Below are 15,897 nucleotides of genomic sequence, written 5' to 3' on the forward strand. Positions count from 1 at the left end.
AGCCCCATCTGTTAGTCGAGAGTGCCCGCGTGGAACCTGAAGTCAGTCGAGTTCATCTCAGTCATGATCCACGCGCACTGCACGACGACCCGTTACTCGACGGGTTGTTGGCGCTCTGCGCCCTGCATCAAAAACCGGCCAGTGCGGCCATGCTCACCACCGGCCTGCCGCTGCCTTCGCAACGGTTGAGTGCCGAGTTGCTATCGCGTGCCGCTGCGCGGGCCGGGTTGCAAGGCCGGCTGCTGCAACGCAAGCTGGAACAGATCCCGACCATTGCACTGCCGGCGCTGCTGTTGCTCAAGGACGGTCGCAGTACCGTGCTGGTGGGCTGGGAGGGCGAAGATCAAGCGCGGATCCTGCTCAGCGAAAGCGACGGCGGTGAAGTGCTGATCAAGCGCGAAGCACTGGCCGACGACTACATCGGCAAAGTCTTCTTTGCACAGCCGCAGCACAAGTTCGACGTCAACCACGGCAGCCTGATTCCGCGGGCACGCTCGTGGTTCCGTGACACCCTCATGCGTTCACGCTGGCTCTACACCGACGCCATCGCCGCCAGCTTCCTGATCAACATCATCGCCATGGCCGCGCCGCTGTTCGTGATGAACGTGTACGACCGCGTCGTGCCGAACCAGGCCACCGCCACCCTGTGGGTGCTGGCCGTGGGTATCTGTGGTGCCTACCTGTTCGACCTGATCCTCAAGAGCCTGCGCAGCCTGTGCCTGGACCTGGCCGGTAAAAAAACCGACCTGATCATCTCGGCCACGCTGTTCGAGCGCATCGTCGGCATGTCCATGAAATACCGCCCGGCGCGGGTCGGCAGCTTCGCGCAGAACATCCACGAGTTTCAAAGCCTGCGCGACTTCCTCGCGTCGCTGACCCTCACCAGCCTGATCGACCTGCCGTTTACGCTGCTGATCTTCCTGGTCATCGCCATTCTCGGCGGGCACCTGGTGTGGATTCCAGTGTTGGCGTTCCCGCTCGCCCTGGGCATCGGCTACGCCTTGCAGAAGCCCCTGGTCGCGACCATGGAACGCACGATGGCGCTGGCCGCCGAGCGCCAGTCGAGCCTGATCGAAACCCTCGCCGGGCTCGATGCGGTCAAGGTCAACAATGCCGAAAGCGAGCGCCAGTATGGCTGGGAGCAGACCATCGGCACCCTTAGCCGGCTTGAGCTGCGGGTGAAGTTGCTGTCGGGCCTGTCGATGAACATGACCCTGCTGATCCAGCAACTGGCCGGCGTGATCATGATCGTGTTCGGCGTGTACCAGATCATCGACGGCAACCTCAGCATGGGCGGCCTGATTGCCTGCTACATGCTCAGTGGCCGCGCCTTGAGCCCGTTGGCCTCGCTGTCGGGCCTGCTGACGCGCTACCAGCAAGCCAAGGTCACCATGACCTCGGTGGACCAGATGATGGAGCTGCCCCAGGAGCGCAACTTCGAAGAGCGCCCCATGAGCCGTCGCACCCTGCAAGGCGCCATCGAGTGCCGGGGCCTGAACTTCACTTACCCGAACCAGCAGAACCTGGCGCTGAAGAACATCAACCTGGTGATCAAGCCAGGGGAGAAAATCGGCATCATCGGCCGCAGCGGCTCGGGCAAAAGCTCCCTGGCCAAGTTGATCGTCGGCCTTTACCAACCCGACTCCGGCTCCTTGCTGGTGGACGGCGTGGACGTGCGCCAGATCGACGTGAGCGAGCTGCGCCACAACATCGGCTATGTCGCCCAAGATATTCAATTGCTGGCCGGCACCCTGCGCGACAACCTGGTCAGCGGTGCGCGCTACGTCGAGGATGAAATGGTTTTGCAAGCTGCCGAACTGGCCGGCGTGCACGAATTTGCCCGCCTGCATCCCCAAGGCTACGAACTGCAAGTCGGCGAGCGTGGGCAGAACCTGTCCGGTGGGCAGCGCCAGAACGTTGCCCTGGCCCGTGCTCTGCTGCTCAACCCGCCCATGCTGCTGCTGGATGAACCCACCAGCGCCATGGACAACACCGGTGAAGAACGCTTGAAGCAACGCCTGCAAGCCGTGGTGCAAAACAAGACCGTAGTGCTGGTCACGCACCGAGCCTCACTGCTCTCCCTGGTCGACCGCCTGCTGGTGGTCGACCGTGGGCAGATTCTCGCGGACGGCCCGAAAGCCGTGGTCATGGAAGCGTTGAAGAAGGGGCAGATCAGTGTTGCTTAACTCCATCAAGAGTGCGGTCGGCCGCTACTTCAAAGGCTCCGATTCGCTGCAGGGCCAGCCGCTGCCCGAGGTCAACAAGGCGCTGATCGAAGATGCGCCACGGGTCATCCGCCTGACCATCTGGGCGATCATCGCGTTCTTTGTATTCCTGGTGGTGTGGGCCGGTTTCTCCCAGATAGACGAAGTGACCCGTGGCGACGGCAAGGCGATTCCGTCGTCCAAGTTGCAGAAAATCCAGAACCTGGAAGGCGGTATCGTCGCCGAGTTGTACGTCAAGGAAGGCCAGATCGTAGAGGCCGGCGCGCCGTTGATTCGTCTCGACGACACGCGGTTTGTCTCCAACGCCGGGGAAACCGAAGCCCTGCGCCTGGCCATGCAACTGCGCGTCGAGCGTTTGAGCGCGCAGGTGGATGACCGTCCGCTGAACATCCCTGACGAGGTGTTAAAGGCCGCGCCGAGCCAGGCCGCCAACGAGCGCTCCTTGTATGAAAGCCGCCGTCAACAGTTGAAGGATGAAGTGGGCGGTTTGCAGGAACAACTGGTACAGCGCCAACAGGAACTGCGCGAGTTCACTTCCAAGCAGGGCCAATACCGCAGCCAGTTGTCCCTGCAACGCCAGGAAATCAACATGTCCGAGCCGCTGGTGGCCCAGGGCGCGGTGTCGCCGGTAGAAGTGCTGCGCCTCAAGCGCGCCGAAATGGAAACCCGCGGACAGTTGGACGCTACCACCCTGGCGATCCCGCGTGCTGAATCGGCGATCAAGGAAGTGCAACGCAAGATCGATGAAACCCGCGGCAAATTCCGCAGCGAAGCCCTGACCCAACTCAACGAAGCCCGTACAGAACTGAACAAGGCCGAGTCCACCGGCCGCGCGCTGGAAGACCGGGTCAGCCGCACCCTGGTCACCTCGCCCGTGCGCGGGATCGTCAAGCAGTTGCTGGTCAACACCGTTGGCGGTGTGATCCAGCCGGGCAGCGACATGGTCGAAATCGTGCCGCTGGACGACACCCTGCTGGTAGAAGCCAAGATCCGCCCGCAAGACATCGCCTTCCTGCACCCAGGGCAGGAAGCGGTGGTCAAGTTCACCGCTTACGACTACACGGTCTACGGTGGCCTGAAGGCCAAGCTCGAACGCATCGGCGCCGACACCATCACTGATGAAGACAAGAAGACCACCTACTACATGATCACTCTGCGCACCGACCGCAGCCACTTGGGCACCGATGAGAAGCCGCTACTGATCATCCCCGGCATGGTTGCTTCGGTGGATATCATCACCGGCAAGAAAAGCATCCTCAGCTACCTGCTCAAGCCGATCATCAAGGCGCGGGCCGAGGCGTTGCACGAGCGTTGATCTTCAGCGCCTGTACCGACCTCATCGCAGGCAAGCCAGCTCCCACATTTGAATGGGTTCACAAATCAAAATGTGGGAGGGGGCTTGCCCCCGATGAGGCCGTCAGCATCACTCTACAACTCAAACCAAACGCCATATCCATATGCGTTAACGGTATTTAAGCTTCCATCCTTATGCCTATAAATTCACTCCCCTGTCCGCCGGGAATGAATCAAATGTCTGCCACCACCGCCCTCCAAACCTTCGACATCCACCCGTTCCCCGGCAGTGTCGGCGCCGAGATCATCGGCCTGGACTTATCCCGTCCAGTCAACGAGCAGGACTTTGCCCGCATCCATCGCGCACACTTGGACCATCACGTCATCGTGTTCCGCGACCAACGCATCACTCCCGAACAACAGATCGCCTTCAGCCGCCGTTTCGGCGTGTTGCAGATCCATGTGCTCAAACAGTTCCTGTTGGCCAACCACCCCGAGATCCTGATCGTCTCCAATATCATCGAGAATGGCCAATCCATCGGCCTGGGGGATGCAGGCAAGTTCTGGCATTCGGACCTGTCATACAAAGAACTGCCCAGCCTGGGTTCGATGCTGCATGCCCAGGAACTGCCATCTGAAGGCGGCGACACCCTGTTCGCCGATATGCACAAAGCCTGGGAGCACTTGCCAGGTCACCTGCGCAACGCCGTCGAAGGCCGCAGCGCCGCGCATTCCTACACGGCGCGCTACAGCGAAACCAAATTCGAAGGCAACTGGCGCCCAACCCTCACCCCGGAACAGCTCGCCCAGGTTGCCGAAGTGGTGCATCCGGTGGTGCGCACCCACCCGGAAAACGGCCGCAAGGCGCTGTTCGTCAGCGAGGGCTTCACCACCCGTATCGTCGGCCTGCCCGATGATGAAAGCCGTGACCTGCTGGCCCAGCTCTACGCCCATAGCGTGCTGCCGGAAAACATCTACCGCCACCAGTGGCAGCCCCACGACCTGGTGTTCTGGGACAACCGCTCGCTGATCCACCTGGCCGCCGGGTGCCCAAGCCACCTGCGGCGCAAATTGTTCCGCACCACCATTCAGGGTGACGCGCCTTTCTAACCCGATAAAGCCTGCTAGGATTGCGCCCAGTTCACTCCCAACGAACCACGAGTGCTTGGCATGCAACTACCGGACATGAACCTGCTGGTCGCCCTCGACGCGTTGCTCGACGAGGGCAGCGTGGTGGGCGCCGCGCGGCGGATGAACCTCAGCCCGGCCGCCATGAGCCGCACCCTCACGCGTATTCGCGAAGCGGTCGGTGACCCGATCCTGGTACGTGCCGGCCGTGGCCTGGTGCCGACGCCCAAGGCGCTTGAGCTGCAAGGCCAGGTGCGCAATGTGGTGGAGCAGGCTGCGTTGTTGTTCCGTTCGGCGGACCAAGTCGATTTGAGCACCTTGCGCCGTCGTTTCAGCGTGCGTGCCAATGACTTTTTCATCGGCGTGTATGGCGGGCGACTGTTCGACACCATGGAGCGTGTGGCGCCGTTGTGTGAGCTGCGCTTTGTGCCCGAAGGCGACACTGACGATGAAGCCCTGCGCGAAGGGCGGTTGGACTTGCGGGTGAGCAACACCATGCCGGCCAGCCCGGAAGTGAAGGTGCAGAACCTGTTCTCTACCACCTTTGTCGGTCTGGCGCGGCAAGACCACCCGTTGTTCGACGAAGAAATCACGGCGGCACGCTTTGCCAGCTACTCCCACATCAGCATCTCCCGGCGCGGCATCGCCCGTGGGCCCATCGATACTGCGTTGAATGCTCAGGGCCTGGAGCGCCGGGTGGCCATGATCGCCCCAGGCTTTCACGGTGCGATGTTCATGCTGCCCGATTCCGACCTGCTGCTGCCGGTCCCCAAGGAAGCCCTCCTGAGCGCCAAGCGTCTGAACCTGCCACTGCGCGCATTTGCCTTGCCGATTCCACTGCAAACCCTGGTTCTGGCCCAATCCTGGCACCCACGCTTCGACAAAGACCCGGCCCATAAGTGGCTGCGCGAAACCATGCGCGAGAGCTGTCATGCCACCTGGCTAGAAGCCCAGCCGGTATAAAGCGAACGCAATCAATGTGGGAGCTGGCTTGCCTGCGATAGCGGCGCGTCAGACAACACATTTTCATCTGTCAGGCCGCAATCGCAGGCAAGCCAGCTCCCACAGGGTTCAGTGTTGATGTTCAAAGTTGCGTCTGACGCACTTATAACCTGCTAACAAGTAACTTTTTGTCATGAGAGTGCCTGATTAAACTGCTCGGGTATTTCTTATTCCGAGTTACCTGTTCATGACGTCCCTCGCTGCCCCCGTCCTCCAGGCCGCAGCCAAACCTACGGCTCTGAGCCCACCCGTATTCGGCCCGCGCATCATCATCGGCTTGCTCGGCGTATTGCTGGCGGTACTGGTCTCCGGTCTCAACGAAATGGTCACCAAGGTCGCCCTCGCCGATATCCGTGGTGCGCTATACATCGGCTTTGATGAAGGCACCTGGCTGGTCGCCGCCTACACCGCCACTTCCGTGGCAGCCATGGCGTTTGCGCCGTGGTGTTCGGTGACGTTTTCCCTGCGCCGTTTCACGCTGTGCGCCATCGGCTTGTTCACCGTGCTGGGCATCCTCTGCCCGTTCGCACCCAACTACGAAAGCCTGCTGCTGCTGCGTACCGTGCAAGGTCTGGCCGGTGGCGCGCTGCCGCCGATGCTGATGACCGTGGCACTGCGTTTCCTGCCGGCCAACGTCAAGCTGTATGGCTTGGCCGGTTACGCACTGACCGCCACCTTCGGCCCCAGCCTGGGCACGCCGCTGGCGGCGTTGTGGACCGAATACGTCGGCTGGCAGTGGGCGTTCTGGCAGATCGTCGCGCCGTGCCTGCTGGCCATGGCGGCCGTGGCCTACGGTTTGCCACAAGACCCACTGCGCCTGGAGCGCTTCAAGCAGTTCAACTGGCGTGGTTTGCTGTTGGGCTTCCCGGCGATTTGCATGCTGGTGATCGGCCTGTTGCAAGGCAATCGCCTGGACTGGTTCGAGTCGGGCCTGATTACCTTCCTGCTGTGTGGCGGCACAGTGTTGCTGGCGCTGTTCATGCTCAACGAATGGTCACAGCCACTGCCCTTCTTCAACTTGCAGATGCTCGGCCTGCGCAACCTGGCGTTTGCCTTGATCGTGCTGGCCGGCGTGCTGATGGTGCTGACCTCGGTGATCATCATCCCGTCCAGTTTCCTCGCTCAGGTTCAGGGCTACCGGCCGCTGCAGACCGCACCGGTGATGCTGCTGATGGCGTTGCCGCAGTTGATCGCGCTGCCGCTGGTGGCGGCGCTGTGCAACCTGCGCTGGGTCGATTGCCGCTGGGTGCTGGGCATTGGCCTGAGCATGTTGGTGCTGTGCTGCCTCGGCAGTTCCCACCTGACCTCGGCGTGGATTCGTGACGATTTTTATGGCTGGTACCTGCTGCAGATTTTCGGTCAGCCCATGGCCGTGCTGCCGCTGCTGATGCTGTCCACCGGCAGTATCCAACCCATCGAAGGGCCGTTTGCCTCGGCCTGGTTCAACACCGTCAAGGGCCTGGCCGCTGTGATCGCCACTGCGGTGCTGGATACATTGACCACCCAGCGCGGGCATTTCCATTCAACCATGTTAGTAGACCGCCTGGGCAATTCGCCCCTTGCCGACGCTGACGCGCCGGGCCTCGCCCACCGCTTGCACGAGCAGACCGTGGTGCTGACCTCTTCGGATCTTTACGTCGTCATGGCCGGTGTCGCGGTGGCGTTGATCCTGCTGATTTTCTGGATGCCCACGCGGATTTTTCCGCCTCGCGCTCCGGCCTGACCACAAGGACTCTCCATGAAACGCAAAGACAAAATTGCCGTCTCCGTTATTGCTGTATTTGCCATCGGTGTGCTGGTTTACCTGGTTGCGCCGGGCGTACTGGGCAGCAAGCACCAGACCACCAACGACGCCTTCGTCGCGGCGGATTTCACCCTGGTCGCTCCCCGCGTTGCCGGCTTCATCAAGGAAGTGCTGGTGGAAGACAACCAGCGTGTCAAAGCCGGGCAACTGCTGGCGTTGATCGACGACCGCGATTTTCGCGCCGCCGCCCAGGCCGCCGATGCCGACACCCTGGTCGCCCAGGCCCAGCTGAAAAACGCCAGCGCGACCCTGGAGCGCCAAAGCTCGGTGATCGCCCAGGCCCAGGCCACCGTGGCAGCAGATCGCGCCGAAGTGGCCTTTGCCGAACACGAACTGAACCGCTACAACCACCTTGCCGGCGTCGGTGCGGGCACCGTGCAGAACGCCCAGCAAGCCAAGACGCGCATCGACCAGGCTACTGCGCGCCTGGCTAAATCCACCGCCGTGCTGGCCGCCGAACGCAAGCAGGTGGAAATCCTCACCGCCCAGCGTGACGCCGCCGAAGGTGGACTCAAACGCGCCCAGGCCGCGCTGGAAATGGCCAGTTATCAGCTGTCTTACACGCGCATTGTCGCACCGGTGGATGGCATGGTCGGTGAGCGTGCGGTGCGGGTCGGCGCCTACGTGACACCGGGCAGCAAGATCCTTGCGGTCGTGCCGCTTTCTGAAGCCTATGTGGTGGCCAATTTCCAAGAGACCCAACTGTCGCATATGCACGCGGGGCAAGCGGTGCAAGTCAGCGTCGACAGCCTTGACGGCGAACTGCTCAAAGGCCATCTGGAAAGCCTTGCGCCAGCCACGGGAGTGACCTTCGCCTCGGTCAAACCCGACAACGCCACCGGCAACTTCACCAAGGTGGTGCAGCGTATTCCGGTGAAGATCGTGCTTGAGCCGAACCAGCCATTGACTGAGCGCCTGCGCGTGGGCATGTCGGTAGAAGCCAGCGTCGATACCCGGCCCGTCGAGCAGCAGCGTGAGGTGGCCCAGCAATGAAACACGTTGCCTGGCTCACCTTGAGCCTGATCACCCTGAGTGCCTGCACGGTCGGTCCCGACTTCCAGCGGCCCGAGAGCCCGCAGATCAATCAATGGAGCGAACCTCAGGGCCGACAAGCTGCCAGCCGTGCCGTCAGCGATCCCTTGCAGGAGCGCTGGTGGGACGTGTTCCACGACGCGCAGCTCTCAGCCCTGACACGCCGCGCCCTCAGCGATAACCTCGACCTGAAGTTGGCCAGCAGCCGCCTGCAACAGAGCCGCGCGGTACGTCAGGTAACCACCGCCGAGCGCTACCCGAATGTCGATGCGGGCGGCGGCTACCAGCGCAAACGTAACAGTGGCAAAGGCTTGAGCGACCCCTCCGGCGAGAATGGCCGCGCAGCCTTCAACCAATGGGACATGGGCTTCTCGGCCTCTTGGGAGCTGGATTTCTGGGGCCGGGTCAAGCGTGAAACCGAAGCAGCCGACGCCACGCTGGAAGTTGCCGAAAACGACCGTCGCGCCGTGTTGTTATCGGTGCTGGCCGAGACTGCCCAGGACTATATCCAACTGCGCGGCGTCCAAAACACCCGTGCCGTCACCGAGCAAAACCTTGATGTTGCGCGCCACAGCCTCAAGCTCTCGCAATTGCGGTTGGCCGACGGCGTGGCCACCGACCTGGATGTGGCCGAAGCCGCCGCCCAGGTCGCGGCTATCGAAGCGCGCCTGCCGGATTTACAACAGCGCCAGGACCAATTGATCAACGCCCTTAGCCTGCTGATGGGCGAGCCGCCTCAGGCCTTGCACGCGCAGTTGTCCAAAGACGCTCCCGTGCCGCAAACCCAACGCCAGGTCGCGATCGGCCTGCCATCGGAACTCGCCGAGCGTCGCCCCGACATCCGCCAAGCCGAAGCCCGCCTGCACGCTGCCACTGCCAGCATCGGCGTGGCCAAGGGCGACTTCTACCCGCGCATCACCCTGTCTGGCAGCCTCGGCTCCCAAGCCATGCAGCTCTCGGATTTCGGCTCCTGGGGTTCCCGTGCCTTTGCCTTCGGCCCGCAGTTGAGCCTGCCGCTGTTCAACGGCGGGCGCCTGCAAGGCATGGTGGATTTACGCGAAGCCCAGCAACAGGAAGCGGCCCTGGCCTACCAGCAAACCGTGCTGCGTGCCTGGCATGAAATCGACGACCAACTGACCCGCTACAACGCCAGCCAACTGCGCCGCGACAGCCTCGCGGAAGCCGTGCGCCAGAACCAAATTGCGCTGACCACCGCCCAACACCAGTACGTCGAAGGCGTGGCGGATTTCGTCAACGTACTCACCGTGCAGAGTGCGTTGTTGGCGACTCAGGAACAGTGGGTGGAGAGCTCCACCGGCGTGTCATTGGCCATGGTCGGGCTGTACAAAGCGTTGGGAGGAGGGTGGGAGTCGGTGTATCCGTTGCAAGTCGCTCAGTAATGAGGGGGCGCTTTGTTGCGGCCCGAGATCCTTGATCCTAAGTGAGGTCGGCTGCAAACCGGGTACACACATTGGAAAGCATGCGCACATCGGCACCGCTACAACCTGCCGCCTCAAAAAAGCCGGAGGCTTCTCGCACCACAGCATAAATATCAGTGACGATGGATCTTGCTTCATCCATTCCCAACCCAAAGCGCTCGGGGGTACTGAGCAAATTGCTGATCGACGATACCCTGCCCTCATTCCCGATGATAAGTGCCTGCAAGCCTAGCTGAGTCGGGTGGGGCAACACGTCAAATACTGGCGCAAGGGAATAGCCCGAGGCGCTGGTCAGCAGCAGCCCGGTTTGTTTCAGGTGGTCGTCGCTATTGCCGATGAGCACATTGAAGGCCATGCGCTTGTAAAGCGCCCGCATATCAAACGTTGCATCGTCGCTGACCTTCTTCAAAACGTCTGCGATCCTGTAATAGGAAACGGCACTTTCAACCGCGTCGACGCGGGTCAATCGCAAATGCGTCGGGCCGCGCGAGCCAACTGTTGGCGTAGCGAAAAACGAATCCATTCCCATGCATGGCCACTTCGCCAACAGGGACCGGGTCACCGACTAAGTGAGCTGAAAAAACAAAGGCATTACCAATCGGCTTCCAGGACATCGTGTTCTCCTTCAGTGCGAATGCGCTCAGGCTCACGGGCGAGGCTCATGGTAATCCCAACCTGGTCAAGTTCTGGTGACGCAATGCTCGCCATACCTTCTTCCAGGTCCATTGCGCTAAGCACATTCATCAGCACGCCGAGGGATACGCCGGCCTCGCCCTGCCTCAGCCGCTGATACGTCTGCCGCGTAATGCCCGCGCGGCTGCATATGGTGGAAATTTTCAACCGGCGACGAATGCGGGCTATTTCGAGACCGTTCCCGATACCTCTCATCAGCTCAGCGCTTCTCTCTGAGATGTACCCTTTGTGCGGGTAGGGCTTCGCTGTTTCTTGCATGATATATCACCCTTTAAAGCAATAAAGGTAACTTATATCATCCAATCCTCTAAGGCCACCTGCAAAAAGCCGGCTCGAGCCCGGCTTTTTGCAGGGTTGGAAGAGTCAAAGGTTTTGCAAAAACACCACATACCCCCGAAACCACTCATCGGCCCCCAGATACCCCGGCTCTTGCCACTCCCCGCCCTGAATCAAGCCAATCTTGAACGGCACGCCCAGCCGATTCATCCGCGGCAAATACGCGGCATAGTCAGGGATGCTGTGACGCCCTTGATACGTCTGCACCACCACTTCATCCACCACGCCCTTGAGTTGGGCGATAGCGGCCGGGTCGGCGTTGCTGCTCCAGTCCATCAGGCCGGTGATGCTCAACCGCAGGTCGGCAGGCAGACGCTGGCGCAGGTCGTGCAGAAAATCGGCGTATTCGTGCAGATATTGGGTGCGGGCGTCGAAGTCGATCTGGATGCCGATCACCGGGTTGCCGGCGTCACGCCAGCGTTGCACCTGGCCCAGCACCTGGGTGTAGACCCGTTCCGGCCAGCGCAAGGTGTGGGCGCGGTACACCACCCAGACGTGGCCTTGAGTAATACGCGGCACGCTCATGCCCTGGGCGATCAATTGCACGCCGCGCTGGGGGGCGCGACGAGTGGAGTTGATCTGGCCTTGCAGGATGTACAAGGTTTTTGCCTGCTTGATCACCGGCTGAGGCTCGACGCCACTCCACAGCCAGAAGGCGTCATAGGCGCGGGCGTCCACGGCACCAAAAGCCGGGCTTGCCAGCAACAGCAAGCCCAGCCACAGCGGCTTCACCAGTAGTACTGCAGCGATTTGCCCCACTGGGTATCGGCAAAACCGCTCTTGAGTTGGCGGAACCAGGCTTTGCGCACCGCCGGCGCCACGTCTTCGCCGCCGCAGCTGTTGTAGCCGGCCGGCGCGTAGCAGTTGATGGCGCGGAACAGCGCATAAGCCTTGTCGGTTTTCGGCGCCTTGGCGTTGGCGATCACCTGTTTGTAGCCGTCCAGGCGCGAGAAGGTTTCACCCTTGAAGTCCGAGGCGGTACTGCCCAGGCTGCCGGCGGCGCGGTGTTGTTCCAACGGCATGCCGTCCAGGCCGTTGCGCAGGATGAACTCACCGAAGCAGTTCAACGCATGCGGGTTTTTGGCCTCGTTCTGCAAGGTCGCCGCGATTTGCGCGATGCTTGGGCAGGCGTAGCCGGATTCGGCCTTGTCGCCGTTCCATTGGAACAGCTTCAAGGTCTGGCCGCTGGTATAGGTGTAGCCCAGGCTGGTGCCGAGTTTGTCGTCAGAGAGCGAGGCCTGCTTGAGGTCATCGGCGAAGGTGGCGTACTGGCCGCGCAGCAGGTCTTTGTAGAGGAGCACGAATTGCGCGCTCTGACGCTCGGTCGGGTCGCTTGCGTTGGCGATCTGCTGGCGCAGCAGGTCGGGGCCTGCGACGTTACGCAGCAGGATGTAGCGCACTTGCTTGGCGCTGATCGGTGAGTCGGCGGCGAACACCTTGGCCAATTGGCCGCTGCGCTCGTAGTTCATGGCCAATGCCAGCTCGAGCTGGTCACGTTGCAGCGGTTGCTTGGCCAGCGGCAGCAGTTGCAGCCACAGGGCTTCGGCGGCCTTCCAGTCCTGCTTGGCTTCCAGAGCCAGGGCGCGCAGGGTCTGTTGGCTGAAGGCGAAGTAATCCAGGCTCGACGGCACATCCGCCGGCAGGTGCTTCAAGGCCGCGTCGGGTTGGTGTTCGACGTACAGGGCATAGCTGGCTTGCAGGAAGTCAAAAAGCGCCGGCTCACTGGCGAAGGTGCTCTTTTGCTTATCCAGGTCTTCACGGCTCAACAGCGGCGGGGTGTGGGCGCGCATCGCCATCAGGTCGCTGACCACTTGCAGCATCGGGCTGTTCGCCGCTTTATTGCCGACCATCAGCAACTTGAGGTCGGCCTCTTCCACCAGTTCGTCCACGCTCACATTGCGCTGGGCCTCAGTGGCCTCGGTGAACTGCCAAGTGAAGTCTTCGGCAAGCCTGGCGTCGTCGTTCGCCAGCCAGTGCACACGGCGCAACAGGCCACGGGCCGACGCAACGTAATCGCCCTGTGGATAATGTTTCAGGTAACTGAGAAAACCTTCTTCGGCATCGCTCAAGGCCGACTTATCCACATGCTCGCGTTGCGGCATGCCGTATTCGTCGAAGGCTTCGGCCTGGGCCTGATTCAGTGAAGTACGCGCAGTCATGTACAGCGCCGTTTCCTTCAGCCACGGCACATCGCTGGTGGCGGCGGCGGCGAACCCGCGCTCGGCGTAATCGAAACGCCCGCTGTAGAAGTCGCCGGCGGCCTGCAAATAGGTGCGAAACAACTGGGCGTTGGCCGAGGGGGTCAACTGCGCGTCCACGACCTGGCGGCTCCAGTCACAGGTGGTCAGCAGCTGCAGGCGTGTTTTTACCAACACATCGCGCTCGGCGGGCGGCATCTGGGCCTTGATCACCTGGCTGATAAACGCCGTGGCGCTGTCATCGTCATTGCTGCGGCAACGGCTGCCTTCGCCATTCAGGAAGGCCTGGCCTGCGGTCTTGTACTCCTCGCGCTTGATGCCCAGGGGCTGGAGCAGCGTGTCGAGTTCGGCTGTGCGTGAATCGTCAGCCTTGTTGTCAGGCTCCTCATTCGTGGCCGGAACCGGCACCAGGCGGTACACCGGAAACGGCACCGGGCCAAAGCCTTGCGCCAAATCGTCTTCGCCTAAGGCATTGGGGGCCAGGGGCGCGGCTTTTTTGTCGGCCAGCAACAGGCGCAGGTTCACCCGGCTGTCGTTGCCAGGGCTGAGAAACGGCTGGTTGCTGCACGGCTCGTAGCTGTCACGCGATACCCGCCAATCGGGGTAACACGAGTCGTCAGAGCTGGCCTGGGCCGGTAGGGAAAAACCGGCCAACAGGGCCAGGGCCAGAGGTGACAGCAAACCGATGCGCATAACGTTTCCTTGATCCTGAGTCCTTGGAGAAGGGGCAATAATAGCCTGATCCGACGAGTGCTTCGGTGAAGGCCTACACAAATTGCTGATTTGTCCGATTCCAGCGGCGAGGCCAGGGCTTTTGGCCTAGAGTGGCGGTGTTTGCGCATAGGCAAGCAGGGTCATGCCGGGAGAATTTGAGGTGCGTCGGTCTGTGGTAGAGCAAAACGAAAAAGTTGAAGCATTGCCGACCTTCCATCGCTTGACCTGGGAAGGTGCCGGCTGGCTCAGCCGTCTGTGGTGGGTGCCGATCCTGGCGCTGGCCATGGCCCTGCGGTTTTACCACCTCACCTCGGCGGCGATCTGGGGCGACGAAGGCTCAAGCCTGTTACTGAGCGAATACGCCCTGGCCGACCTGTGGTTTCACGCGGCCCATGATGTGCACCCACCGCTGTATTTCTTGCTACTGCGCGGTTGGATCGAAGTATTCGGCGACAGCATCGGCTCAATTCGCAGCCTGAGTGCAATCCCCGGCGTGGCCGTCGTGGGCCTGGGCATCTGGCTGACACGGCAACTGTCCACCCGACGCGCAGCCGTGCTGGCGGGGGTCCTGTTGGCGCTGCTGCCGACCGCAGTGCGCTACAGCCAGGAAGTGCGCATGTATTCGCTGCTGGGCGTGTGGCTACTGGGCGCCACGCTGGCCCTGGTGTACTGGGTGAAGCAGCCCGAGCGCGTGCGTTATTTGGCTGTGTATGTGCTGTTAATGAGCGCCGCGTTCTATACCCACTACTTCACCGCGCTGTGCGTGCTGGTGCATTGGGCGTACCTGGGATTGCAGGCGCCAGCTCAACGCCTGATCACGCGACCTGCGTGGTGGGTCGCCAACGTAGCGATAGTGTTGTTGTATCTGCCCTGGCTGCCCAACCTGCTGGATTTGGTGCAGCACGTCGAACAGCTCAAAGTCGGCGGCGACATTGGTTGGGAAGAGCCGGTCAATCTACTGTCGCTGCCATCGATGGTCTGGCAGTTCCTGTTGCAGGATGACGGCCTCGGCCTGTGGCCGCCGCTGTTCTGGCTGTTCCCCCTGCTGCTCGCCGGGGTGGTTGTATCGACGGCCTGGCGCAACCACGCGGCGCGCCTGCCGGCACTGTTTTGCCTGCTGCCGCTGCTGCTGGTCTATGGCGTGTCCTTTATCTCGCCCGTGTTTATCGAGCGCTACCTCACGGTGTATGCGTTAGGCCTGCCGATAGTCCTGGCGCTTGCCATCGACCGTTTGCCGCTCCGTTTGTGCTGGCTGGGCGTGGCGTTGTTCGCACTGTTTGTTGGCGTAGAACTGTTGGGGCTAAAGAACAACTTCGAAGTGGATGAGCACGACCAGTTCAACGTGCCGGTGGAGTTCGTCAATCGCAACTACCAGGAAGGCGACCGCATCGTCCTGAGTGACATGATGTGGTACCTCAGCTACGTGTATTACGACCAGACCGACGCGCAACTTCAGCTCTACACACCGCCCAAGCCCGACGGCACTGCCACTCGCCCGAACGCCTATGGTTTCGGCACACTGGTGGACCAGGACGGTGGCCGCATCTATCTGGACCGCCTCTCAGCACTGCCTGCTCAAACGCGGCGGGTATGGTTGATCAGCAGCAACGAAGCCCCAGATGAATTCGCGCCACTGCCCAACGGCTGGCGCGAATTCAGTCGCCAGGACGGCGGTGGCGCCAGGGCGCGGTTGTTCGTGCTATGCAACGCACCGGCGCCGCAACCTGAAGGCTGCCGCTAGACTCACTTGAACATACTTATGAGGAGCCTTTCATGGAATCGCCACTGCACAGCTTGCCGGCTTTGTTCAAACAGCTTGGCCTGCCGGACGACCCGGTCAGTATTGAGCAATTTGTCGCCTCTCATTCGCCGCTCAAGCCGGAGTTGAAACTGGCGGATGCGTTTTTTTGGAGCGACGCCCAGAAGACATTTTTGCGTGAAGAGATTCTGGAGGATGCGGATTGGGCGGTGGTGGTGGATGAGTTGAATCTGATGTTGCGGGGTGGGCGAGGGGTGTAAAAAAATATCCCAAG

13 protein-coding genes are annotated in these 15,897 nt (G+C 61.5%); 9 read left to right on the top strand and 4 right to left on the bottom strand.

Going from position 1 to position 15,897, the window contains the following annotated elements:
- The first annotated feature begins 29 nt into the window (after window positions 1-29).
- The 7 genes from RHM69_RS21895 to RHM69_RS21925 all read left to right on the top strand — a co-directional run bounded on the left by RHM69_RS21895 (window position 30) and on the right by RHM69_RS21925 (window position 9,884).
- A complete protein-coding gene (locus tag RHM69_RS21895; protein WP_019819525.1) occupies window positions 30-2,186 on the top strand; it encodes a type I secretion system permease/ATPase in 2,157 nt (718 codons plus the stop codon).
- Complete coding sequence (locus RHM69_RS21900) at window positions 2,176-3,540, top strand: HlyD family type I secretion periplasmic adaptor subunit (protein WP_014716369.1); 1,365 nt, start codon at window positions 2,176-2,178, stop codon at window positions 3,538-3,540. Before RHM69_RS21895 ends, RHM69_RS21900 begins: the two co-directional genes overlap by 11 nt.
- Before the next feature lie 215 nt (window positions 3,541-3,755).
- Window positions 3,756-4,628 (top strand): TauD/TfdA dioxygenase family protein, encoded by an 873-nt coding sequence (locus tag RHM69_RS21905; RefSeq protein ID WP_102666627.1) that lies wholly within the window; start codon window positions 3,756-3,758, stop codon window positions 4,626-4,628.
- Window positions 4,629-4,688: 60 nt separating this feature from the next.
- Window positions 4,689-5,609 carry a LysR family transcriptional regulator gene (locus RHM69_RS21910; protein ID WP_003187445.1) on the top strand — a complete coding sequence of 307 codons (921 nt, stop codon included), beginning with the start codon at window positions 4,689-4,691 and terminating at the stop codon, window positions 5,607-5,609.
- Window positions 5,610-5,835: 226 nt separating this feature from the next.
- Window positions 5,836-7,371: an MFS transporter gene (locus RHM69_RS21915; protein ID WP_014716372.1), complete on the top strand. Its 1,536-nt coding sequence runs from the start codon at window positions 5,836-5,838 to the stop codon at window positions 7,369-7,371.
- 15 nt (window positions 7,372-7,386) lie between these two features.
- The gene (locus tag RHM69_RS21920) at window positions 7,387-8,445 is read left to right on the top strand and encodes an HlyD family secretion protein (protein WP_200601087.1); all 1,059 of its coding nucleotides are present in this window, start codon (window positions 7,387-7,389) and stop codon (window positions 8,443-8,445) included.
- Window positions 8,442-9,884 carry an efflux transporter outer membrane subunit gene (locus RHM69_RS21925; protein WP_200601090.1) on the top strand — a complete coding sequence of 481 codons (1,443 nt, stop codon included), beginning with the start codon at window positions 8,442-8,444 and terminating at the stop codon, window positions 9,882-9,884. Before RHM69_RS21920 ends, RHM69_RS21925 begins: the two co-directional genes overlap by 4 nt.
- A 37-nt stretch (window positions 9,885-9,921) precedes the next feature.
- Here the strand turns inward: RHM69_RS21925 and RHM69_RS21930 are convergent, their stop codons facing one another.
- From RHM69_RS21930 to RHM69_RS21945, 4 genes are all read right to left on the bottom strand, one after another.
- Window positions 9,922-10,452 (bottom strand): HipA domain-containing protein, encoded by a 531-nt coding sequence (locus RHM69_RS21930; RefSeq protein ID WP_230957581.1) that lies wholly within the window; start codon window positions 10,450-10,452, stop codon window positions 9,922-9,924.
- Between the two features lie 62 nt (window positions 10,453-10,514).
- Window positions 10,515-10,874, bottom strand: coding sequence for a helix-turn-helix domain-containing protein (locus RHM69_RS21935; protein WP_200601093.1), 360 nt, complete (start codon window positions 10,872-10,874; stop codon window positions 10,515-10,517).
- Window positions 10,875-10,979: 105 nt separating this feature from the next.
- A complete protein-coding gene (locus RHM69_RS21940) occupies window positions 10,980-11,684 on the bottom strand; it encodes a DUF3142 domain-containing protein (RefSeq protein ID WP_200601096.1) in 705 nt (234 codons plus the stop codon).
- Window positions 11,681-13,843: an outer membrane assembly lipoprotein YfiO gene (locus RHM69_RS21945; RefSeq protein WP_200601098.1), complete on the bottom strand. Its 2,163-nt coding sequence runs from the start codon at window positions 13,841-13,843 to the stop codon at window positions 11,681-11,683. The genes RHM69_RS21940 and RHM69_RS21945 overlap by 4 nt, the downstream gene beginning before the upstream one ends.
- Window positions 13,844-14,024: 181 nt before the next feature.
- On the opposite strand from RHM69_RS21945, the gene RHM69_RS21950 reads away from it, so the two are divergent.
- Both RHM69_RS21950 and RHM69_RS21955 read left to right on the top strand, forming a co-directional pair.
- The gene (locus tag RHM69_RS21950; RefSeq protein WP_200601107.1) at window positions 14,025-15,605 is read left to right on the top strand and encodes a glycosyltransferase family 39 protein; all 1,581 of its coding nucleotides are present in this window, start codon (window positions 14,025-14,027) and stop codon (window positions 15,603-15,605) included.
- Window positions 15,606-15,637: 32 nt separating this feature from the next.
- Window positions 15,638-15,883: a DUF2789 domain-containing protein gene (locus tag RHM69_RS21955; protein WP_014716383.1), complete on the top strand. Its 246-nt coding sequence runs from the start codon at window positions 15,638-15,640 to the stop codon at window positions 15,881-15,883.
- Window positions 15,884-15,897: the final 14 nt, after the last annotated feature.

This window comes from Pseudomonas sp. CCI1.1, assembly GCF_034348165.1.
GTDB lineage: Bacteria > Pseudomonadota > Gammaproteobacteria > Pseudomonadales > Pseudomonadaceae > Aquipseudomonas > Aquipseudomonas paracarnis.

What these genes read in the sequence shown, in the direction of transcription:
- RHM69_RS21905 (WP_102666627.1), top strand. Translation starts at nt 3,756, where the DNA reads ATGTCTGCCACCACCGCCCTCCAAACCTTCGACATCCACCCGTTCCCC.
- RHM69_RS21910 (WP_003187445.1), top strand. Translation starts at nt 4,689, where the DNA reads ATGCAACTACCGGACATGAACCTGCTGGTCGCCCTCGACGCGTTGCTC.
- RHM69_RS21915 (WP_014716372.1), top strand. Translation starts at nt 5,836, where the DNA reads ATGACGTCCCTCGCTGCCCCCGTCCTCCAGGCCGCAGCCAAACCTACG.
- RHM69_RS21920 (WP_200601087.1), top strand. Translation starts at nt 7,387, where the DNA reads ATGAAACGCAAAGACAAAATTGCCGTCTCCGTTATTGCTGTATTTGCC.
- RHM69_RS21925 (WP_200601090.1), top strand. Translation starts at nt 8,442, where the DNA reads ATGAAACACGTTGCCTGGCTCACCTTGAGCCTGATCACCCTGAGTGCC.
- RHM69_RS21930 (WP_230957581.1), bottom strand. Translation starts at nt 10,452, where the DNA reads ATGGGAATGGATTCGTTTTTCGCTACGCCAACAGTTGGCTCGCGCGGC.
- RHM69_RS21935 (WP_200601093.1), bottom strand. Translation starts at nt 10,874, where the DNA reads ATGCAAGAAACAGCGAAGCCCTACCCGCACAAAGGGTACATCTCAGAG.
- RHM69_RS21945 (WP_200601098.1), bottom strand. Translation starts at nt 13,843, where the DNA reads ATGCGCATCGGTTTGCTGTCACCTCTGGCCCTGGCCCTGTTGGCCGGT.
- RHM69_RS21955 (WP_014716383.1), top strand. Translation starts at nt 15,638, where the DNA reads ATGGAATCGCCACTGCACAGCTTGCCGGCTTTGTTCAAACAGCTTGGC.